18 protein-coding genes and 2 pseudogenes are annotated in these 20,752 nt (G+C 70.0%); 6 read left to right on the forward strand and 14 right to left on the reverse strand.

Features of this window, described 5'->3' with window-relative positions:
* The first annotated feature begins 278 nt into the window (after nt 1-278).
* On the forward strand, nt 279-2,756 hold the full coding sequence (locus tag ACSMXW_RS11790; protein ID WP_485805914.1) for a polysaccharide lyase 8 family protein: 2,478 nt from the start codon (nt 279-281) through the stop codon (nt 2,754-2,756).
* Nucleotides 2,757-2,819: 63 nt separating this feature from the next.
* Here ACSMXW_RS11790 and ACSMXW_RS11795 read toward each other — a convergent pair whose 3' ends face one another.
* Entirely contained in the window at nt 2,820-3,548 is a 729-nt protein-coding gene (locus tag ACSMXW_RS11795) for a heparin lyase I family protein (protein WP_485805915.1), read from the reverse strand.
* Nucleotides 3,549-3,702: 154 nt separating this feature from the next.
* Complete coding sequence (locus ACSMXW_RS11800; protein WP_485805917.1) at nt 3,703-4,572, reverse strand: SDR family NAD(P)-dependent oxidoreductase; 870 nt, start codon at nt 4,570-4,572, stop codon at nt 3,703-3,705.
* 332 nt (nt 4,573-4,904) lie between these two features.
* Here ACSMXW_RS11800 and ACSMXW_RS11805 point away from each other — a divergent pair, with 332 nt between their 5' ends.
* Entirely contained in the window at nt 4,905-7,265 is a 2,361-nt protein-coding gene (locus ACSMXW_RS11805) for a GH92 family glycosyl hydrolase (protein ID WP_485805919.1), read from the forward strand.
* Nucleotides 7,266-7,478: 213 nt separating this feature from the next.
* Here ACSMXW_RS11805 and ACSMXW_RS11810 read toward each other — a convergent pair whose 3' ends face one another.
* The 4 genes and pseudogenes from ACSMXW_RS11810 to ACSMXW_RS11825 all read right to left on the reverse strand — a co-directional run.
* The gene (locus tag ACSMXW_RS11810; protein ID WP_485805921.1) at nt 7,479-7,973 is read right to left on the reverse strand and encodes an SMI1/KNR4 family protein; all 495 of its coding nucleotides are present in this window, start codon (nt 7,971-7,973) and stop codon (nt 7,479-7,481) included.
* Nucleotides 7,970-8,260, reverse strand: a complete 291-nt coding sequence (locus ACSMXW_RS11815; protein WP_485805923.1) for an HNH/ENDO VII family nuclease — start codon at nt 8,258-8,260, stop codon at nt 7,970-7,972. The genes ACSMXW_RS11810 and ACSMXW_RS11815 overlap by 4 nt, the downstream gene beginning before the upstream one ends.
* A 290-nt stretch (nt 8,261-8,550) precedes the next feature.
* Entirely contained in the window at nt 8,551-8,991 is a 441-nt protein-coding gene (locus ACSMXW_RS11820) for a hypothetical protein (RefSeq protein ID WP_485805925.1), read from the reverse strand.
* Between the two features lie 352 nt (nt 8,992-9,343).
* Nucleotides 9,344-9,802, reverse strand: a pseudogene (locus ACSMXW_RS11825) (polymorphic toxin-type HINT domain-containing protein); the annotation flags it as partial.
* Nucleotides 9,803-10,361: 559 nt separating this feature from the next.
* On the opposite strand from ACSMXW_RS11825, the gene ACSMXW_RS11830 reads away from it, so the two are divergent.
* Nucleotides 10,362-10,721 (forward strand): DUF4190 domain-containing protein, encoded by a 360-nt coding sequence (locus ACSMXW_RS11830; RefSeq protein ID WP_485805927.1) that lies wholly within the window; start codon nt 10,362-10,364, stop codon nt 10,719-10,721.
* Between the two features lie 295 nt (nt 10,722-11,016).
* Here ACSMXW_RS11830 and ACSMXW_RS11835 read toward each other — a convergent pair whose 3' ends face one another.
* The 3 genes and pseudogenes from ACSMXW_RS11835 to ACSMXW_RS11845 form a co-directional block, all read right to left on the reverse strand.
* Entirely contained in the window at nt 11,017-12,690 is a 1,674-nt protein-coding gene (locus ACSMXW_RS11835) for an APC family permease (protein WP_485805929.1), read from the reverse strand.
* A 321-nt stretch (nt 12,691-13,011) separates the two neighbouring features.
* A pseudogene (locus ACSMXW_RS11840) lies at nt 13,012-13,263 on the reverse strand (alpha/beta fold hydrolase); the annotation flags it as partial.
* A gap of 277 nt (nt 13,264-13,540) precedes the next feature.
* Nucleotides 13,541-14,563, reverse strand: a complete 1,023-nt coding sequence (locus ACSMXW_RS11845; protein ID WP_485805931.1) for an epoxyqueuosine reductase — start codon at nt 14,561-14,563, stop codon at nt 13,541-13,543.
* Between the two features lie 76 nt (nt 14,564-14,639).
* Between ACSMXW_RS11845 and ACSMXW_RS11850 the strand changes: the two genes are divergently transcribed.
* Nucleotides 14,640-15,074: a winged helix-turn-helix transcriptional regulator gene (locus tag ACSMXW_RS11850; protein WP_485805933.1), complete on the forward strand. Its 435-nt coding sequence runs from the start codon at nt 14,640-14,642 to the stop codon at nt 15,072-15,074.
* An 89-nt stretch (nt 15,075-15,163) separates the two neighbouring features.
* On the opposite strand, the gene ACSMXW_RS11855 is transcribed toward ACSMXW_RS11850, so the two are convergent.
* From ACSMXW_RS11855 to ACSMXW_RS11865, 3 genes are all read right to left on the reverse strand, one after another.
* On the reverse strand, nt 15,164-16,318 hold the full coding sequence (locus tag ACSMXW_RS11855; RefSeq protein ID WP_485805935.1) for an NAD(P)/FAD-dependent oxidoreductase: 1,155 nt from the start codon (nt 16,316-16,318) through the stop codon (nt 15,164-15,166).
* A gap of 199 nt (nt 16,319-16,517) precedes the next feature.
* Nucleotides 16,518-17,762, reverse strand: a complete 1,245-nt coding sequence (locus ACSMXW_RS11860; protein WP_485805937.1) for a cytochrome P450 — start codon at nt 17,760-17,762, stop codon at nt 16,518-16,520.
* 56 nt (nt 17,763-17,818) lie between these two features.
* A complete protein-coding gene (locus ACSMXW_RS11865; protein WP_485803775.1) occupies nt 17,819-18,016 on the reverse strand; it encodes a ferredoxin in 198 nt (65 codons plus the stop codon).
* A 140-nt stretch (nt 18,017-18,156) separates the two neighbouring features.
* Here ACSMXW_RS11865 and ACSMXW_RS11870 point away from each other — a divergent pair, with 140 nt between their 5' ends.
* Both ACSMXW_RS11870 and ACSMXW_RS11875 read left to right on the forward strand, forming a co-directional pair.
* Nucleotides 18,157-18,657 carry a MarR family winged helix-turn-helix transcriptional regulator gene (locus ACSMXW_RS11870; RefSeq protein WP_485805939.1) on the forward strand — a complete coding sequence of 167 codons (501 nt, stop codon included), beginning with the start codon at nt 18,157-18,159 and terminating at the stop codon, nt 18,655-18,657.
* Between the two features lie 175 nt (nt 18,658-18,832).
* Nucleotides 18,833-19,366, forward strand: coding sequence for a DUF488 domain-containing protein (locus ACSMXW_RS11875; protein ID WP_485805941.1), 534 nt, complete (start codon nt 18,833-18,835; stop codon nt 19,364-19,366).
* 117 nt (nt 19,367-19,483) lie between these two features.
* Here ACSMXW_RS11875 and ACSMXW_RS11880 read toward each other — a convergent pair whose 3' ends face one another.
* Nucleotides 19,484-19,627 carry a hypothetical protein gene (locus tag ACSMXW_RS11880; RefSeq protein WP_485805942.1) on the reverse strand — a complete coding sequence of 48 codons (144 nt, stop codon included), beginning with the start codon at nt 19,625-19,627 and terminating at the stop codon, nt 19,484-19,486.
* A 245-nt stretch (nt 19,628-19,872) separates the two neighbouring features.
* A complete protein-coding gene (locus ACSMXW_RS11885; RefSeq protein ID WP_485805944.1) occupies nt 19,873-20,637 on the reverse strand; it encodes a PIG-L deacetylase family protein in 765 nt (254 codons plus the stop codon).
* Nucleotides 20,638-20,752 lie beyond the last annotated feature (115 nt).

Below are 20,752 nucleotides of genomic sequence, written 5' to 3' on the forward strand. Positions count from 1 at the left end.
TGGCGCCGACAAGCGACCGTCTTGACACGGAACCGGGCTGATTGTCACTCACGATTCACCCCTGATGTCGACGTGGAGACACAACGGCGGTTCATCAATGATCGGATCATTACGGTGACGGGGTGTCAACCCTTCCGGAAGGGACCGTTGCAGTCGGCGGCCCGGCGCCCACCCCCTGCAGGACCGTTGACACGCGACGGGGGCCACAACTACGTTCCCCTAGCGCGATCGTTCGCGTATATGTCGAGCTTTCATCTACATGAACCACGGAGGCGCTGATGCCGCTCAATCGCCGTGATGTGTTGCGGAGCGGCGCGGTCGCCGCCGTCGCCTCGTCGGTTCCGCTCGCCGCCGCCGGGTCCGCCGGTGCCGCGGTGCCGGGGGCCGGGGGCGCGGTGCCGGGGGCCGGGGGCGCGGTGCCGGGGGCCGAGGGCGCGCCCGGGGCACCGGCCGTGCCGGACCTGGACCGGATCGTGGCCGCGTACCGCGAGTTGCAGGTCGGCAGCGGCCGGATCTCGGCGGCGCGGGACAAGGCGCTGGCGTCGCTCGACGAGATAGCCCTCACGTACGACGCCTCGATGAACGTCGCCGCCGATCAGCTGTGGACGGACCTGCCGAGCGGGCCGGGCAGCACCTACTTCCCGCTGATGTACTACCGGTTGCGGACCATCGCGGTGGCCTGGGGCACACAGGGATCCGCGCTCGCCCGCCGGTCCGACATGCCGCAGCGGATCCTCACCGCGCTGGAGACGCTCTACCGCACGCAGTACAACGAGCACACCGACGAGATCGGCAACTGGTACGTCTACGAGATCGGGGTGCCGTACTGGCTGCTGCAGATCATCGTCGCGCTCGGTGACCACCTGCCCGCCGCCGACCGCGAGCGCTACCTGCGGCCGATCATGCGCTTCGTCGCCGACCCCGGCCTCCGGACCACCGACGGATCCCCGGAGACGGGTGCGAACCGGGCCGACAAGTCGCTGATCGCCCTGGTGTCCGGTGCCCTGCTCGGCGACCGGGACCGCGCCGCCGCCGCACTCGCGGCCGTCACCGACACCGCCGCCGGCGGCGCGAACAGCCTGATCGCCCGGGTGACCAGCGGCGACGGCTACCACACCGACGGCTCCTTCATCCAGCACGGCGTGGTGCCCTACCCGGGGCACTACGGCCTGGTGCTGCTGACCGCGGCGGCCGGGATCATGTACGTCACCCATGGCACCTCCACGGTGCTCGCGCCGGACGTCCAGCAGGCCTTCTTCGACACGGTGACCGACGTGTACGCGCCCTTCCTCACGTCCGGGGCGATGATGGAGCCGGTGCGCGGCCGGATGCTGTCCCGGCAGGGCGAGACCGGGCACGACGCCGGCCACCAGTTCATCGCCGCGGTGGTGCTGATGGCCCGCTGCGCGCCGGAGCCCACGCGCTCGCGGTTCGCGGGCCTGGCCGCGCGGTGGATCGAGTCCGGCACCTGGGCGCCGTACCTCGACGTCTCGGACCTCGCCCGGTTCTCCGGCGGCCTGCAGATGGTGGGCGTGCCGGAGGTCGAGTACGCCGAGGCGCTGCTGGCCACCCGCCCCCGGCAGCCGCGGAGCGTGGCCGTTCACCGTACGTTTCCCCAGATGGACCGGATGGTGCACGCCATGCACGGGTGGTCCGCCTCGCTCGGGGTCGGCTCGACCCGGATCTGCCGGTACGAGGCGATCAACGGCATGAACATGCGCGGCTGGTACGTCGGCGACGGCGTCCTCTACACCTTCCTGCCCGGCCAGCAGGGCCACTACAGCGACGCCTACTGGCCCACCGTCGACCCGGTCCTGCTGCCCGGCACGACGGAGAAGGACCACACACCGGCGGACTCGGCGAACGGCACCGTGATGGGCGCGACCGCCTTCGCCGGAGGGGTCCGCTTCGACGAGACCCGTGGTGCCCAGGGGTTGGACTTCCGCTCGAAGGACGGCACCCTGTCGGCGAAGAAGTCCTGGTTCTTCACCGCGGACGGGGTCGTCTGCCTCGGCGCCGGGATCACCGACGCCTCCGGTGCCCGGGTGCGCACCACGATCGAGAACCGCAACATCGGCGAGAACGGCACGGCCGCGCTCCTGGTCGACGGCCGCCGCGCCCCGGTCGGACTCGGCCGGAGCACGGTGGTCTCCCCCGTGGACTGGCTGCACCTGGACGGTGTGGCGGGCTACGTCCTGCTGGACGGGACGGATCACGGGTCGGTGACCCTGCTGCGGGAGGACCGCACCGGCACCTGGCTCGGCATCGACACCGGCGCCAACACCCACGGCACCGACGTCCCGTACACCCGCCGCTACCAGAAGATCGTCCTGGACCACGGGACCAACCCGTCGGGCGCGTCCTACGGCTATGCGGTGCTGCCCGGCGCCTCGGCGGCGAAGACCCGTGCGGCACGCCGGCGCTGGACGGTGGCGGCCAACACGGTCCGGGTCCAGGCGGTGCGGCTGGACCGGAACACGCTCGCCGCGGTGTTCTACGCCGCCGCGGCCGTCGAGGGCCTGACCGCGTCCGCTCCCGCCGCGGTCGTCTGGGGCCGTACCCCCGCGGGCTGGACCCTCGCCGTCTCCGACCCGACGCAGACCGGGGACACCGTGCGGATCACCCTGCCGTCGGCCGCGCGGCACGTCGTGCGGGCCGACCCCGCGGCCACCGTGGTCGCCACCGGGTCCCACCTGGTCGTCGACGTGCACGTGGGGGGCACACTGGGCGCCACCCACACCGTCACGGTGCGGTGACGGACCCGCAGCACACCGGGCCCGTGGCCCGCCGGCCCACCGGCGGGCCACGGGCGGTCCGCGTCAGTCGACGTCCGCGTACGTGGTGCCGATCCGCTGGTCGTCGACGTAGTCGCCGACCTCCGTGTCGGTGGCCCCGTACACGCCCCACTTGACGTCGTTGTAGCTGTCCCAGGTACGGCACGCGTAGCGCTGCTGACCGTTGTCGAACGTCTGCTGCCTGCCGTTGAAGTACAGCTCGACCCAGCCGCCCTTCAGCTCGCTCGACGTGTGGATGCCCAGCACCACGTGGTTCCACTGGTTGGCGCTGATCGCCTGCGACCAGGGCAGCGTCTCGACGTCGTCGGGCTGCCGCTGGAGCATGGTCAGCCGGCCGCCGATCATCTTCAGGACGACCGGGAAGTTCTGGATGTGGTCCTCGTAGGACTTCCACTGGAAGACGGCGTTGTTGTTCGTCGTGCTGGAGAGCTTGAACTGCCAGCCGATGTAGTACGTGGCGTTGTTCGTGAACCGGTACATCTCGCCGTCGACCCTGACCCCGCGGCTCTCACAGCGGTTGGAACCCGCGGGCTTGAGGTAGCGCCACACCTTTCCCCGTGCGGAGTCGGTGACGGCCGAGATGGTGTTCGTCTCGCAGTTGCCGGTGCCGATGTTGCCGAAGACCTCCGCGGCCGACTCGCCGCCCCCGGCGTCTGTGCTCCAGATCGTCGTGGCGCTCGCCTGACCTGCGGCGAGCACCAGACACAGCACGGCGGCGGCCGACGAACCGGCAAGTCCCTGTCTGCGTAACACTGCTGGTCTCCTCTCTCTTGTGACCAGCGCCACTGTCGTACTCATGACTGAACACCGTCAAGACTTTTCATCCGATGAATTTCCGGACTCTAAGGAGTAAAGAAGACGGCAACGATCGATCAAAGGCCCTGTCATCGGATGTGTAGCCATGCAGTCAGCGACTCCGCCTCCCTTCGGGCGAACGACGGGAGTTCGAGGACAGGACCTGCCGGTAACGGGAGGCCACCGAGCCGCCGGAGGCACCGCGCAGCGCCAGCTCCGCGGCAGCCAGGTGTTCCACGGCCCCGGCGTCCTCCAGGCCGGGAACGCACACCACCTCGCCCGCCGCCAGTGCGGCGAGCGAGGCCGTGACCACGTCGGCCGCGGGCATGCCGCCCTCGTCGTGCACGCGCTCCTCGCCCGGCACCGGAACCTCGCCCGTGGAGAGGTGGAACTCGGTGGCGGTGAGGCCCGGGCAGACGACCTGGGCACGCACGGGCGTTCCGGCCAGTTCGGCGGCGAGGGTCCTGGTGAACGTCACCACGTACCCCTTGGTGCCGGCGTACACGGCCCGGTGCGGGAGCGGGCCGGGTGGCAGGGAGCCGGCGAACGCGAGCAGCGAGGCGACGTTGACCACCGCTCCCCGGCCCCGCTCCACCATCCCGGGCACGGCGGCGCGGGACAGCACCGTGGGCGCCACCACGTTCACGTCGACCACTTTGGCGAGCAGGCCGGGATCGACCGCACCGAACGGCCCGTAGCCGTTGATCCCCGCGTTGTTGACGAGCAGCGCCACGTCCTCGGCGGCGACCCGCTCCGCGACCCGGGCGAGGTCCGCGGACCGGGCCAGGTCGGCCGCCCATGTCTCCACCGCCGCCCCGGTGCCGTCGCGCAGGCGTCCCGCCACCGCGGCCAGGCGCTCGGCACGCCGCGCGACCAGCACCAGGTCCCAGCCGCGTCCGGCCAGCCGTTCGGCATACTCGGCCCCGATTCCCGAGGACGCCCCGGTCACCACGGCGGTGCCGGGCGTCTCGTCCCACGTCATCTCCCAAGCCCCTTCGTACGATCGCCGCCGAGGACCGCGCCCCTCGGCGGCGGGTGTCTGCCGGTCCGTGCTCGAACCCATGAGTCAAGCGCCGAGCCGGGTTGCCGCCACCAGGCGGGACCAAACCCGGACTACGGGCACGGGGCCCGCCCGACCCTCGCCCAACTGACGGAGGACGGCGCGGCGGACGGGCGGGGCACCCGGGTCGAGGGCCCGGCGGATGGTGCGTGGCACACCAGCCGCGGGGCGGCAGGTGGATTGACGGAACCGTGCACAAAGGACAAAGATCGAGGGACGCGGGAATTGACAACGTTGTCACAGGAAGGAGCGCGATGAGAGCGCCCAAACGCTTGTTCACCGCCTTGTTGCTCGCCACCACTGTGGTCACGGCCTCGGCCGCCCCGGGCGTCGCAGGCGCCGGGGAGCGGGGGCCGAAGTTCGCCGACGACCCCACCACGCTGGTCGACACGTCGATCGGCAACAACGGCGACGGGACCACCTTCCCCGGGGCCGCCGTCCCGTTCGGCATGGTGCAGTTGAGCCCCGACACGCAGCTGAACCAGTACGCTTCCTACGACTACAAGCAGGACACCATCCTCGGCTTCAGCCACACGCACCTCTCGGGCGTCGGCTGCCAGACGATGGGCAACTTCCGGTTCATGCCGACCACCGGTGCGGTCACATCGTCGGATCCGGCCCAGTACGGCGCGAAGTTCAGCCATGACAACGAGACCCGCGCGCCGGGCTACTACGGCGTGAAGTTCGACAACGGCATCCGGGCCGAGCTGACCGCGACGCAGCGGACCGCTCAGCACCGTTACACCTACCCCGCCGGCTCCGGCCCCGAGAACGTGCTCATCGAGGTCGGCGAGAGCAACGGCAGCACCTACGCCGGCGATGTCCACGTGGTCGGCGACGACACCGTGGAAGGCTGGCTCCAGGGGGGCAACTTCTGCGGTGAGACCGGCAAGGAGCGCTACCGGATCTTCTTCAGCGCCAAGTTCGACCGGAAGTTCGCGAGCTTCGGCACCTGGACCGACGGCACCCTCACCCCGAACCAGCGCGACGCGTCACGCGGCACCAAGCGCGCCGGCGCCTGGGTGACGTTCGACCCGGCCAAGGGCGACCAGGTCGGTGCCTCGGTGGGCCTGTCCTACACCTCGGTCGACGGCGCACGCCTCAACCGCAGGGCCGAGCAGCCGGCGTCGTTCGACGGGGCACGCGCCGCCGCGCACCACACCTGGCAGGAGGAGCTGAGCCGGATGCGTGTGGCCGGCGGCAGCACCGCCGACCAGCGCACGTACTACAGCGCGCTCTACCACTCGCTGCTGCACCCGTCGATCGGGTCCGACGTGGACAACCGCTACCGCGGCTTCGACGACAAGGTGCACCGCGCGGACTCCACGTACTACCAGATGTTCTCGCTGTGGGACACCTACCGCTCGCAGAACCAGCTGGTGGACCTGCTGAACCCGGACAAGGCCGCCGACATGGCCAAGTCCGTGCTGCACATCTACCAGGACGGTGGCTGGCTGCCGCGCTGGGCGCTCGGCAACAGCGAGACCAACGTGATGAGCGGCGACCCCATCACCCCGTGGATCGTCGACATCTACAACCGCGGCCTGCTCGACGAGCGGACCTCGCGCGGGCTCTTCGACGCGCTCTGGAAGAACGTCAACGAGGTCCCCGCGGACCAGTCGATCTTCCGCGGCAGGGACGGCAACCCGACGTACGTCAAGAACGGCTGGGTCGGCTACCAGAACCTGCCCGGCTACACGTACGGCGACAGCCGCCAGGCGGGCTCGGCCACGCTCGAGTACGCGCTCGCCGACTGCGCGCTGTCCACGATGGCCGGCAGCCTCGGCTACCGGGACAAGGCCGCGACGCTCGCCTCGCGCTGTGACAACTTCACCAAGCTGTGGGATCCCACCGTCACGTCGCAGGGCTTCTCCGGATTCCCGGTCGCGAAGAACGCGGACGGCACCGTCGCCGGCAACCCCGACCCCACCCAGACGGCCCCGTTCCACGAGGGCACCGCGTGGCAGTACGAATGGCTCGCCCAGCAGGACCCGGAGACCCTCTTCGGGCTCATGGGCGGGAAAGAGAAGGCCGAGCAGCGGCTCGACAAGTTCTTCGACATGCCGACCGTCCTCACCGACCCGGCGAAGGCCGCCGCGGACTCGTGGGTGACCGGCGCGTACGACTACCACAACAACTTCGCCTTCAACCCCAACAACGAGCCCGACTTCCACGCGCCGTGGATGTACACGTGGACGGGCGCGCCCTGGAAGACCTCGGCCGTGCTGCGCGCGATGCGGACGCTCTTCACCGACAACGTGAACGGCATGCCCGGCAACGACGACCTCGGCGCCACCTCGTCGCTGCTTGTCTTCGCCATGGCCGGCGTCTTCGAGGCCCAGCCCGGCTCCGCCACCTATGTGATCAGCGCGCCCATGTTCGAGAAGGTCGAGATCCGGCCTGAGCACGGACGCACCATCACCATCGAGGCCCCGGGCGCCGACGCGTCGAAGCTCCAGTATGTGTCCGCCGTGCACACGGACCAGGGCACGCTGCGCCAGAGCTGGCTGTCCCACGCGGACCTGCTCCACTCCGGCACGATCGACATCCAGCTCTCCGGCACGCCGACGAACTGGGGGGCGGGCGCGGCGCCGCCCGCCCTGGCCCGGGACTGAGGACTCCGGCCGCGGCCCCTCGGACGGGGGGCCGCGCCGCGGGGGCCGTTGATATTCGCCCCTCCCGGGGCCCGCGGATCCCGCACGACGCCCCTGACGACCCACCCGCCGCAGCCGTTCGCTGACGTTGCCGTCAGCGTTGCCGTCAAGAACCGCAGGAGCCTCGCCAGAAGACTCTGGCGAGGCTCCTCGCTATTCATCTGACTTTCAGCTTCAGTCAGATTCCCGCCAGCGCGTTACGGCCCGCTGACACAGGGCGTAAGCAAAGGAACCAAAATCATCCCCGAGCCTCTCCATGTTCTCACGATCCACAACTCCGGGATTCCAGACGAGGACGGGGTACTCGCCTTTCTGATCCACGCGAGAGGAATCGAGGACAACCAGGCCACCCATTCCATCGAACATCACAACGATCAGATCGGATGGCATCCCATATTGGCTGCGAGCATCCAGGGTTTCCGCTACGGAACCCAGCAGTTTCAGCCCCATTGCGGGCGTCTGATATACGCCGAGGAATTCCTCGCCAGCGATATCCCAGGTCCCGAACTCCTCGATCATACGGCGGTACGAGGGAGGGAAAGCCACACCCAGATCACTCTCGGCGGCGGCCATCGTCCCTGCGTCACAGCCATCGGCGTGGTTCGCGATGTCATCGTTCCCGCGAACCAGCTCGATCAGCCGCTCACTCGCCTCGACAGCGTTCATCATCCACCAAATCCTGCCGCTCGATCCTTCCAGTACTGGGATTTCCAGGCGTTGAAGGCATCTCGATCGATCCCACTGGGGATCTTGGTGCCCGCCTTCCAGTGCAGCTGATTGTAGTTCCCGAAGTGCATCGAGTGCGTCACCTCGGCGATCGGCCCGTCCTGAGTCTGAAGCATGTGATGAAGGTTCAGCGGCTTGTCGTCCGGACCCATCGGGGCCAGCCCCTGCTGCATTCTCTTGAGATTGCTTCGACCGTACTTGTCCGCAGGTGAATAGTAGTCCGGATTCACCAGATCATCCCGCCGATAAATGCGCTGACCGTTGTACTCAGTCGGCGACCAGAATTGGCAGTTTGAGTTGTGAACCAGGACCGGTGTAGTCCCTGCCAGCACATAGTACGTGTGCTACGCGACCCCTCTCTACCTGCGGCTTCGCAGGTCAAGCGGTGCTCGGTGGTCCGCTGAGGTGCGGGTTCGGCTGGGTTGTTCAGGGTCTTCGGGGTTGTTGCCGTCACTACTACCGTCAGACACCCCAGAGGGCCCACGGGATTCAAGAATTCTCGGCGGGGCCTCTGGCTTGATCAAACTGACAGTTCCCGCTGCGCCTCGGCATACGAATTAGCCGGGGCAAGCTCGGACATCTTCCTGAAGAAGATCACCCCAGCCGCTTTGACCGCATCCAAGAATTCCACAGATGAAGCACTTGCCGCCTTTACTTCTTCACCGATCTTGGCAGTCACCAACACGCGAGACCCAGTAGCCCGGAAAGACAACTTGATCGGCTGATCCGGGAAATATGTCTCCGCGTAACCCGACGACTGCATTTTTATCACCATCTCGGCGATATAACACCAGAGCTGGTCAACGTAATCCCACTCTTCGATGCCGATGACTTCCAACCCATCCACGGACAGTCGAATTGCGCCTTCAATGTAGTCACTGTCGGATGGCGGGGTCCGACACGCTTCCACCTGCACGAACCCACCGTCCACATCCTTCAGGAACGTCTCAACCTCAACCACTTTTCAGGTCCTTCGATTACGGTGATTCTGGATAGAATTGACCCACTCGCCCCCTGTTCATACCGAGTACGTAATCGGTACCGTTAACGTTCCCGCGAATCTGATACATACTCTGACTTCCTCGCTGAATCAACGTATCGCGGTTCTGTCGCATGACTTGGCCGATAGCGTCTTGGACGTCACCAACACTCATGCTCGGATCGAGGAAGGACTGCGTTTTCTTCACCGAGCCGTCCCAGTACTTCGGGTGATGACGAGTGAGGATGTGCTCCATTCCCTTCTTGTCGAGCAAGAAGGACTGATTCCCGAACTGGAACCGCTGACTGCTCCAGTCCCGGAGAGTAGGAAGGCATCCTCCACTGTTATGAACCAGAACCGGCGTCTGCCCAGCGAGTACATAGTACGTGTGGAGGTCGTCCACGGTCAGGTTGTAGGTCGTGGCGTGTGCCGTGTATGCGTGGTTTCGGGTGACGATGACGGTCTGGCCGTGCGGGGTGCGCAGGGTCATGCCGGGTTTGAGGGCGCCGGCTGTGACCCAGCGGCGTTCGGAGGGGGACCAGAAGGGGTGTTCGTGGGTTGCCGTCAGCTTCTCCACGCCGTTGTGGGTGGCTATGGAGAGTTGGTTGAAGTATTTGTCACCGTTGGTGACGATGAGGCGGGTTACCTTGCGTGGGGCCGTTTTCCCGGTGGCGGGATCTGTGGCCAGTACCTTGTCGCCGGTCTTGATGTCCTCGATGTCCTTTGTGGTGCCGTCCGCCATGAGGACATCGGTACCGGCCAGGAAGCACTTGCAGCCGTAACGCCCACCGCCGGCCCCAAGCGCAATGAGTCCGAGTGCTTCGTCCACGGTCTGATCGACCGTCTCGGTAATCTGCGCGTCCCGGGCGCATTTCTCGGCGTGGTCGAGGCAGTATGTGGCGGCTATCGCACGGCGCCAGCCGCACGCCCGAACCCGCGCACCATAGAACCCCCACCCCGAATTCACAGAAATCACACAGGCGCGCAGAGTTAATCTCTGGTGACAGGTGGGGGTCAAGGAAATAGTGGGGCGGTGACGGATCTTTGTCCGGGTCCCGTCATACAGGCGTGATCTCCCCGGCGCTCGGTGTGCTCCCGCACTGCCGAGGGTGCTCAGCCGGTGAACGGGGTTGCTTCCACGCTCCGGCAGCACGCCGCCTGGGGATTCCCGAGTGGCGGAAGACGCATCGCAGACACGGGGGTGACGGCCTCGTCACGCCCGTGATGCCGCCCTTCAGCTCCGGGTACCGAGCGGGCCGCGGGCACGGACGCGACACGGGCACGCGCCGTGGGGACCCCTCCCCGCCGCGGCATGCCACCCTGCCGTGACGCTCACGGCACGAGGAGGCCTCATGTCCACCCCACCCGACCGGGACCCCTACCCGAACGATCCGGATGCGTCGCTTCCCACGTCGGGTGCCCCGGTACCGCCGGCCGCCCCGCCGCCCGCCTACCCTCCCTACCCCTACGCACCGCCCCGTCACACCAACGGGCTGGCCATCGCGTCCATGGTGCTGGGCATCGTGTGGATCTACTGGATCGGCAGCATCCTCGCGCTGATCTTCGGCTACACGGCCCGCAGGCAGATCAGGGAGAACCACGAGAACGGTGACGGCATGGCCACCGCGGGGATCGTGCTCGGCTGGGTGGGCGTCGGGGTGCTGACGGTCCTCCTGCTCATCGCCTTTATCGCACAGGTGTCATCGGCCTGACAACGGTGGACGGGCGGGTCCGGACGGCACGGGGGTAGTCGGCCCGTCCGGACGGCGCCCGGGTAGCCGGCCTGTCCGGACCGCACCTCCGTAGCCGGCCGCTCCGGACGGTGCTCCGGCGCGGTGGCCACGGCGACCGGCGGGGAGGTGTCGACCGGCAGGGAGGTGTCGACCGGCAGGGAGGTGTCGACCGGCAGGGAGGTGTCGACCGGCAGGGAGGTGTCGACCGGCGCGGGGCGGATGCCGCCCCCTGGGGAGGCCGGCGATCCGCCCCGCGCCGGGCGGCGGGCGTCTGTCAGACGGTGCCGCCGAGTTCCGCCTCCTCGATGCGGGACTCGACCTCCGCCTCCTCGATGTGCTCCAGCACCCGCTCGCGCGGCAGCTGCACCCGCAGCGCCAGCAGGTAGACGAGCGCGGTCAGCGCCAGGTTGACCACGAAGCCCCAGCCGAGGCCGATCCAGCCCTGGCCGCCGTCGTAGTCGCCGGCCCAGCTGATCACCGCGAGGCCGATCAGCCACGGCATGACCCAGGTGGCGCCCGCCTTCCAGTCCATCTTCGGGGCGCGGCCCTTGTCCAGGGCCTGGAAGACCGCGAGCAGGACGAAGCCGATGCCGATGGTGGCGAACAGCTTGTAGTTGGTGTTCCAGCCGGCCCAGTACACGATCAGGTTCGCCGAGTAGAGGCCGAGGAACGGGATGATGTCGCCACCGGGGATCCTGTAGGGGCGCTCGTACTCCGGGATCCGGCGGCGCAGGGAGGCCAGGACCAGCGGCCCCGAGCCGAACGAGAGGACGGTGGCGGAGGTGATGAACCCGACCAGTTCCTGCCAGCTCGGGAACGGCAGGAAGACCACGAGGCCGAGGACGAAGGTCACGGCCAGGCTGACCAGCGGGGCACCCTTGGACGTGGTCTTCGCCAGGCCCGCGGGGGCGTTGCGGTTGCGGGCCATCGCGTAGGAGATCCGGGCCGTGACGGTGGTGTAGATCAGGCCGGTGTCGGCGGGCGAGATGACCGCGTCGACATAGAGGATGTAGGCCAGCCAGCCGAGGCCGATGGCGCTGGAGATCGCGGCCAGCGGGCCGAAGTCGTTCGCGAAGGCCAGGTTGAGCCAGCCGTGCGAGTGCTTGAGGTCGCCCTCGGGGACGGCGCCGAGGAAGGCCACTTCGAGCAGCACGTAGATCACGCCGGTGAGCAGCACGGAGCCGACGACGGCGAACGGGACGTTGCGCCGCGGGTTGCTGGTCTCGCCCGCCAGCTCCACGCCCTGGCGGAAGCCGAGGAACGAGAAGGTGATGCCGGCGGTGGATATCGCCGTGAAGATGCCCTTGGCGCCGCCGGGGGCGAAGCCTCCGTACTCCTTGGCGCCGAGGTTGTGGCCGTGGAACGCGGTCACGAAGAAGGCCACGATCACCAGCGCGATGGCGAGCAGCTTCCACCAGACCAGGACGTTGTTGACGCGTGCGAACCAGCGGATGCCGTAGTAGTTCAGCAGCACGAAGAACGCCATGGCGATCACGGCCACCACATAGCCGAGAGCGGTCAGCGTGTAGGTGCCGTTCGCCGCATGGAAATCGGTGAAGTGCGCCCATTTCGTGGCGTACTGGAGAGCACCCTCGACCTCGATCGGCGCCACCGTCGCGGCGGCGACCCAGGTGATCCAGCCCATGGTGTAGCTGGCAAAGGAACCAAATGAAAGGTGCGGAAAACGCACCACACCGCCGGAAACCGGAAACATCGTGCCCAGCTCGGCGAAACACAGCCCGATGAGGAGGATCATCACCGTGGCTATCACCCACGAGAAGATCGACGCGGGCCCGGCGATCTTCGCCGCGTTCAACGCGCCGAAGAGCCAGCCGGACCCGATGATCGATCCCACGCCCGCGAAGAGCAGGCTGACGCGGCCCATGTCTCTGCGCAGCGCCGGTTGGTGCTCCGGGGTCCCCTCCGAAGGCTTTTCGATCGTGGCCATCACCACACCCGTCCCTGATCTGAGGCCCGCCCTTGTGAGGTCCTGGGTCTTCGTCTGCTACTGGGCCGCCCCTGCCCCGTGGTCCACGATCCATGCCTATGGAATGTTTATTGGTTGGCAAGTGCACGTAATGAAAAGGTATGGTCATGCCCACGGCGCATCTGTGGTGCGCCCCGCCGCCGGCCGGGCCGGTCAGGAGTCGGCCACCCGCACGGGCAGCGACTTCAGGCCGTTGATGAAGTTGGACACCAGGCGGCGTGGCGGTGCGGCCGCAGGACCCGGACGGCGTCGTGGTGCCGGGTGACGGCCCAGAAGCCGGGGCCGGCCGGCCAGCGCGACCACGTCCGCGGCGCCCTCGGCCGTGGTGTACGCACCGCTGACGTCCCTCGCCTCCCCGTACCCCCGGAGGTCCACCACCGCGTACTGGAACGACGCGAGGTCGAGATCCGGCAGCACCGGGTCGTAGGCGGAGCGGTCGGCGAACCAGCCGTGCACCGCGATCACCTTGTGCGGGCCGTCGCCGTGCAGTGCATGGGGCAGAACAGAGAACGCGGTCACGCCGACTCCCGTCACCGTACGGAGCGAGCCGGTCGCCCAACCGGCCCCACCCCGACCACGGTGGCGGCAACTCCCGCCCCGCGCAAGGGGCTCACACCCGCTCCCCGGCGTCCGGCCGACGGAAGCGCCGCGGCGGCGCCCGGAACCGGCGGCGGGCGGGCCGGTGACGGGCGGGGGCGGGCCGGTGACGAGCCGGGGGCGGGCCGGTGACGGGCGGGGGCGGGCCGGTGACGAGCCGGGGGCGGGCCAGTGACGGGCGGGGGCGGGCGCCGTGTGCGCCGGCGCGCGCCGCTCACCGCCAGCGGCTCACCACCTTCGCCGTCTTCCGGGGAAACCGGCGCTCCACGTACTCCCGCGCGGGTGAGTCCGCGGCGACGTAGACGGTCTCCTCCTTGTCCTGGAGGGGCCGCAGCACGGTGTTCATGAACCCCTTGCGGTCGTCGAGGTACGGCGCGAGCACGTCCTCGCCGGCCGGGCAGACCGCCATACAGTAGGCGGCCTTGTAGTTCGCCTTGAACGACAGGCTCTGCCACATCGACGCGTTCTCCGCGTCGGTGACCCGGGACCGGAAGTCGGCGCCGTCCTCGCTGTCGGCCACCGTCTGGACCCAGTCGGTGAATCCGCCCATGAACTCGCGGTAGTTGTGCGTGGCACACGCGGCCGGATCGAACGCCCCGTCCTTGCCGATCGCGCCGACCGGGCACGCGGCGACGCACAGCTTGCACTCCAGGCAGGGGTTGTAGTCGAGCGCCCGGCCGTACGCGCTCACCTCGGCGTCGACGAGGAGCGTGGCGAGCAGCACGAAGTTGCCGAAACGGGGGTGGATGACGTTGCGGTGGATGCCCATGACGCCAAGCCCCGCGGCCACCGCGACCGTCTTGTGCGCGACCACCCAGATGCGGCCCGGGTAGCGGTCCATCTCCATGGGGAACGTCGCCGAGGGGTTGACGGCCCGGTGGCCCGCGTCCTGTAGCGCACGGGTGATGTCCCGGGCCACCTCGTTGATGATCTCGCCACTGCGGTGGAACTCCTGGTTGGCGACGCTGCGGGCGGGAGAGCGCACGTTGTCCCGGTTCATGCGCACCACCAGGGAGATCAGGCTGCGGGTCCCGGGCAGGGCCTCGGACACGTACGGCCGCTCGCCGGCCAGCTCCGGATGGTCGAGCGGCACGGCCGCGACGTCGTCGGCACCGGCCCGCAGGCACAGCTCACGCAGCCACGTCGCGTCGATCACCTCCGGCGCCGCCGGCTTCTCCCGGGCGAGGACGTTCTGCACGGACGGGTGCCGGGCGATCCTGCGCGGCAGCTCGGACACGGGCCCTCCTGGTGGGTTGTGAATTCCAACCGACCATGTCACATGCTAGGTTGGAAAACAAGACCAGGAGGTGGTCATGGCTCCCCGGACGTGTTCGATCGCCAACGCGCTGGATGTGATCGGCGAGCGGTGGAGCATGCTCGCGCTGCGTGAGGTGATGTTCGGTCACCGGCGGTTCGACCAGATCGCGGCCAACACGGGGGCGAGCCGGGACATCCTCGCCACCCGCCTGCGCAAACTGGTCGCCCACGGCGTGCTGGCCAAGGAGCAGTACGAGGAGCACCCGCCGCGCTACGAGTACGTCCTCACCGAGGCCGGCCGCGCCCTCCGGCCGGTCCTCCACGAGCTGATGCAGTGGGGCGACAGATACGTCACCGAGGGCCCGGCACCGACGGTCTGGGAACACTCCTGCGGCGCCGAGCTGCGCACCAGGGCAGTGTGCGCACACTGCGGGGAACCCGTCGACGCCGGTGGGGCGACGCTCGTCCGACTCGGCGGTGTGCCCCGGTAGCGACGACGCTCGTCCAACTCGGCGGAGTGCACCGGTACCGGCCGGTGCGCACCCGGCCCCCTGGACCGCCGGTGGGACGCCATGCGCGGTCAGGCGCCGTGCGGGTGCAGCCAGGTGGTGCGCAGGGTCCGGGTCTCGCGGGGCAGGTTCCAGCCGAGTACGCCGGTGACGGTGCCGTGCTCGCGGAAGACGCCCGCGAACCGGTCGGCGTCGAGGTCGCCGTGGACGGCCTCGAACACGGCCCGGTCGGTCCAGGCGCCGTAGGCCTGGATCTTCACGTCGTACTGGTCGGTCCAGAAGTAGGGCACGGGTGCGAACGGGGTCCCCGTGCCCAGGAGTGTGCGTGCCGCCGCCATGGCCTGTTCCGTGGCGTTCATCCGGTGCTCCAGACGGATCCGGCGGCCGACGCCGGGGTGCACCCAGCTCGCGACGTCGCCCGCGGCCACCACGCCGGGCGCCGCGCGGCACGACTCGTCGCAGTCGACACCGTCGCTCAGCGAGAGCCCGCTGCCCGAAAGCCAGCCGGTCGCGGGCGCCGAGCCGACGGCGACCAGGACGACGTCCGCGGGGACCCGGGTGCCGTCCGTCAGCCGCACCGCCGTGATGTGGCCGCCGTCGCCGGTCAGCTCCGCGACGCCGGTGCCGGTGCGCACGGCGACACCGTGTTCGGTGTGCAGCCGCGCGAGCCGCCCGCCGAGCCGGGGGCCGAACTGGCGCACCATGGGCGCGGGCAGCGGGTCGACTAGGGTCACCGTCCTGCCGAGGGCGCGCGCCGTGGCCGCGGCCTCCGCGCCGAGGAAGCCGGCGCCGACGATCACGACGTCCGCGGCGTCCTGGAGTTCCTTGCGCAGCGCCAGGGTGTCCGGAAGCGTCCGCAGGGTGTGCACGCCCGCGAGGCCGTGCCCGGACGGCAGGTGCCGCGGTGTCACGCCGGTGGCGATGACCAGGCCGTCGTAGCCGAGGACGGACCCGTCCGACAGCGACACCCGGCGGGCCCCTGCGTTAAGGGCCGTGGCCGCGACGCCGAGCCGCCAGGACACCTCCGGGGCGGGCGGCAGGCTCACCCGGTCCGGCTCCCATCTGCCCTCCAGGAGCTGTTTGGACAGCGGGGGCCGGTCGTAGGGCGGCAGGTCCTCGGCGCCGACCACCGTGATCTCACCGTCGAAGCCCTCGTCGCGCAGCGTCCGGGCCGCGGTGTTGCCCGCCGCGGACGCGCCGACGACCACGATCCTGCGAAGGTTCACGCCATCCTCCCGGCGGTGGGCGCGGAACGGACCGGGGCGGTCGTGTCCCGACCGGCGGCACCTCTCATGTGCTCGCGCATGTGTTCTCGCCTCTCAACAGGTGACGGGCTGCTGCGCCCGCCACGGACCTGATGTCGGTCGGGCGCCGCCCGCCGCCGTCCCGGTACGGGAGCGGGACGGCGGCCGGCGGCGCGGGCGGTCACCAGGCGACGGGCAGCTCGTGGACGCCGTAGACCACCGCGTCGTGCTTGTAGCGGATGGCGTCCTCCTCGATCGCCGGGCGCAGCGTCGGGAAGCGGCGCAGCAGCGCCGGGTAGGCGAGCTGGAGTTCGGTGCGTGCCAGGTTCTGGCCGAGGCACTGGTGGGTGCCCTGGCCGAAGGCGACGTGGTGCCGCGCGTTGGGGCGCGTCACGTCGAGGCGGTCGGGGTCCTCGAAGACGGCCGTGTCGCGGTTGGCCGAGTCGTTGGGGAGGATGACGCCCTCGCCCGCGCGGATGAGCTGTCCGGACACCTCCACGTCCACCAGCGCGACGCGCCGCCTGCCGGTGTGCACGATGGACAGGTAGCGCAGCAGTTCCTCGACGGCGAGTGCGGTGTGCGCCGGGTCGTCGGCGTCGCGCACGGCGGCCAGTTGCTCCGGGTTGCGCAGCAGGGCGAGGGTGCCGAGGGCGAGCATGTTGGTCGTCGTCTCGTGGCCGGCGATCAGCAGCAGGATCGCGTCCTGCACCAGCTGGTCCCTGCTGGTGGCGCCGGTGTGCACATGGTCGGCGAGCACATGGCTGAGCAGGTCGTCCTGCGGGTCGCGCTCCTTGGCGTCGAGCAGCCCCTCCAGGTACTCGGTCAGCGTGTCGACGGCCTTGAGGACCCGGTCGACCTCGGAGCTCATGGTGATGAGCACCCTCGACTCACGCTGGAAGAGCGGCTGGTCCTCGCGCGGCACGCCCAGGATCTCGGCTATCACGAGCGAGGGCAGTGGAAGCGCGAACGACGAGACCAGGTCCACCGGCGGGCCCGCCGCCACCATGCCGTCCAGCAGGTCGCCGATGATCTCCTCGATCCTGGGCCGCAGCGCGCGGGCCCGTTTGACGGAGAAGTACGAGGTGAACATGCGGCGCACCCGGTTGTGCTCCGGGTCGTCCATGAAGATGAAGGGCAGCCGCTTGCCGTGGGTGCGGCGGGCCTCGTTGCCGGCGCTCTGCACGGGGTAGCCGGGGCGCAGCGGATCCGCGCTGAACCGTTCGTCGCCGAGGATGGCCCGCTGGTCCTGGTACCGGGTGACGAGCCAGGCGGTGGTGCCGTTCCAGATCCGCACCCGGGAGAACGGTGCCTCCTCACGCAGCCGCGCGAGCTGGGGCGGGGGGTCGAAGGGGCAGCCGGACGCGCGGGACATCGGGTAGTCGAGCGGGGCCTCGGTGGTCGCGGGGGCGGTCGTGGTCTCTGTCATGCGAAGCGCTCCTGACGGAGAGGGATGCTGGGGGGTTGGGGGGCGGCTCGGCCTCGTCACGAGGTGACGACGGTGATGGCGCCCGCGGGGCAGAGCGCGGCCGCCTCCGCCGCGCGAGCCGCCGCGGGCCCCTCCGGGTCCGCGTCGAGCAGGACCACGACGCCGTCCTCGTCGCGCTGGTCGAACACGTCGTCCGCGGCGAGCACGCACTGGCCCGCGGCACAGCACCGTTCCTGATCGATTTCGAGGTGCATGGCGTTCTCCTATGGAACCGGGAGCGAATACGTTACGTACTCTAAGTACGTAGTACCTCCACAGAGGCCGGCCGTGCAATGGCGTCTCGGGCCTGGGGCACATGGTTGGCCGGAATCGAGCGGTCCGGCATGATGCCCCTGTGAAGACCACACCGGCCCGGGCGGACGCCGTCGAGGCGCTCCAGTCCGTACTGAGCGCACTGGCTTACAGGCTGACGCGAAGACGGCTGCACGAGCGGTTCGTGGCGGCGGCCGGCATGCCGATCGACCGGCCGGGACTCGCCGTCCTGCGGACCCTGGCGGAGGAGTCGGCACCGCTGCGGGTCGGGGAGATCGCGGCACGCCTCGACGTCCGCCATCCCCATGTGACGCGGCAGGTACGGCAGTTGGCGGAGCAGGGGCTGCTGGCGCGGGTCGGCGGCGGCGACCGCCGGGTGCAGCTGGTCGAGCCGACCCAACTGGGCCTCGACACGCTGCGGCGGGTGACGACGACGATGGACGCGATGCTCGCGGAGTACCTGGCGGACGTGAGCACCGAGAAGATCGTGGCGGCGGCCGAGGTCCTGGCGCTGCTGAGCGCCCGCGTGTTCCCGGACGCCACGACGGAGGAGGACGCGCCGGACAGCGCGCCGCGGACGTGACGGCACCGGCGCGCCGGGCGGTCCGGCCGCCCCTCGGCACCCGCACCGGCCGCCACTCGGGCAGCCGCACCGGCCACCTGATGCCACTCGACGAGTCGAAGACTCCTTCCGTGCCCTGGGACGGGTAGGTTCGCACGGAACCGTCGGCAGTCGCCGGGAGGTGGGGCTCGACGCCATGGAAACGCCTCTGATCACCTTCGGGCACGGCACCGCGGACCGGGCGCGGATCGCTGACCTGTTGCGGCACGCCGGCGTCGCGGCGGTCGTGGACGTGCGCACCGCCCCCGGCAGCCGCCGGAACCCTGACGTGCACAGGCACCGGCTCGCCGAGTGGCTGCCGGACAGCGGCATCGCCTACCGGTGGGAGCCGGCCCTGGGCGGATTCCGCAAGCCCCCGTCCGACAGCCCCGACACCGTCTGGCGCAACGCCGCCTTCCGCGGCTACGCCGCACACACCCGCTCGCCCGAGTTCGTCACCGCCGTGGACCGCCTGCTGCGCGAGGCGGCCGCCGTCCGTACGGCGGTCATGTGCAGCGAAGCGGTCTGGTGGCGCTGCCACCGCCGGCTCATCGCCGACTTCACCATGCTCGCCCGCGCGGTACCGGCCCACCACCTCATGCACGATGGCCGGATCAGCCCCCATGTGCCGACGGCCGGCGCTCGCCTGCGTGAGGACGGCCTTCTCGTCTACGACGCGCGACCTGAGTGAGGGCGGTCCTCCGCCGGGGCTCCCGTCGGCACGCGGGAGCCGGTGCGCGTCCGACGGCCGGGAGCGCGGCACGCGGCGCCGTCCGCTCCCGGCCGACCGGGGCAGAGCCCTCGCGCGCTATCCGGTGACCGTCTTGTGCAGGGCGTCGAGGCCGTCGCGGAAGATACCGGTGAAGAGGTCCACCACCTCGGCCTCGCTCGCGCCTTCCGGGGTGAACCGTCCGCTCCACACCACCTCGGCGGACCGCTCGTTCCCCCGCACGGGATACACCCCCTCTGACGGACGGCTTCCCGATCCCCCCGACACGGCTCGGCCGGGTCGCGCCGGGAACGGCGGTGGCGGCGACCGGATGCGCGAGGGGGAACCGCGACACGGCTCCCCCGACCGTCGCACCGTGGTGCGCCGCCATGCCGCCGATGCGGTGCGTCCGCTCCGCCCTCTCGTCCGGCGCGTTCTGGTATGCCGCCGGGCAGACCACCGAACGCACCGCCGCACGTGCCGCGGTCTCAGCGGGCGAAGAGCTCGAACGGCACGGCGGGCCGCCCGCCGAACCGAGGAGCCGTGGACTGTGCGAACCCGGTCAGCAGGCTCCGGGCGTACTCCTCGGGGCTGGTGCGTTCCTCGGCGGGCTTCTGGCCGGTCAGCGCCTCGATGTAGGCGCGGTGTTCGAGCAGCGACGCCACCGCACGGTCCAGGCCGTCCGTCGCGTCCACCGCGTGGGTGGGCGTGGCGGAACCGGCGACCGCGACCCAGCGCACGCCGTCCCAGGGCGCCAGGCCCTGCTCGGCCAGCTCGGGGAAGATCCACCGGTTGCCGGCGTCGCCCGCCGCGTCCAGCGTGGCCCGGCCGACGGCCACGTGATCCGGAGTGTTCCAGGCGACACCGCCCCAGGTCTCGCGGTGGTTGAGGGTGATCACCAGCTCGGGCCGGTGCCGGCGGATCGCGGCGGCGATGTCACGGCGCAGCGCGGTGCCGTACTCGATGACACCGTCCCTGTGGTCGAGGAACTCCACCACGGACACCCCGACGACGGCCGCGCTGGCCCGCTGCTCCCGCTCCCGCAGCGGTCCCGCCTTCGCGGGCTCCAGCGTGTCGATGCCCGCCTCGCCGCGGGTGGCCAGGACGTACGCCACCTCACGGCCGGCCTCGGTCCACTGGGCGATCGCCGCCGCGCAGCCGTACTCGAGGTCGTCCGGATGCGCCACCACGGCGAGGGCGCGCCGCCAGTCTTCGGGCATGGCGTGGAGCTGGGTGATCGTCGGCTCGGTCATGCCCGCAGGGTAGCCCGCGGCTCGCCGGCCCGGCCGGGCCGCCGCGGGGGGCGCCTCCCGAGGGGCTGACCGACGGGTCCGGGCCCTCGGTTCCGGGCCCGTCGGTCAGGTGGTG

The sequence above is a fragment of the Streptomyces sp. DSM 116793 genome, from assembly GCF_057320905.1.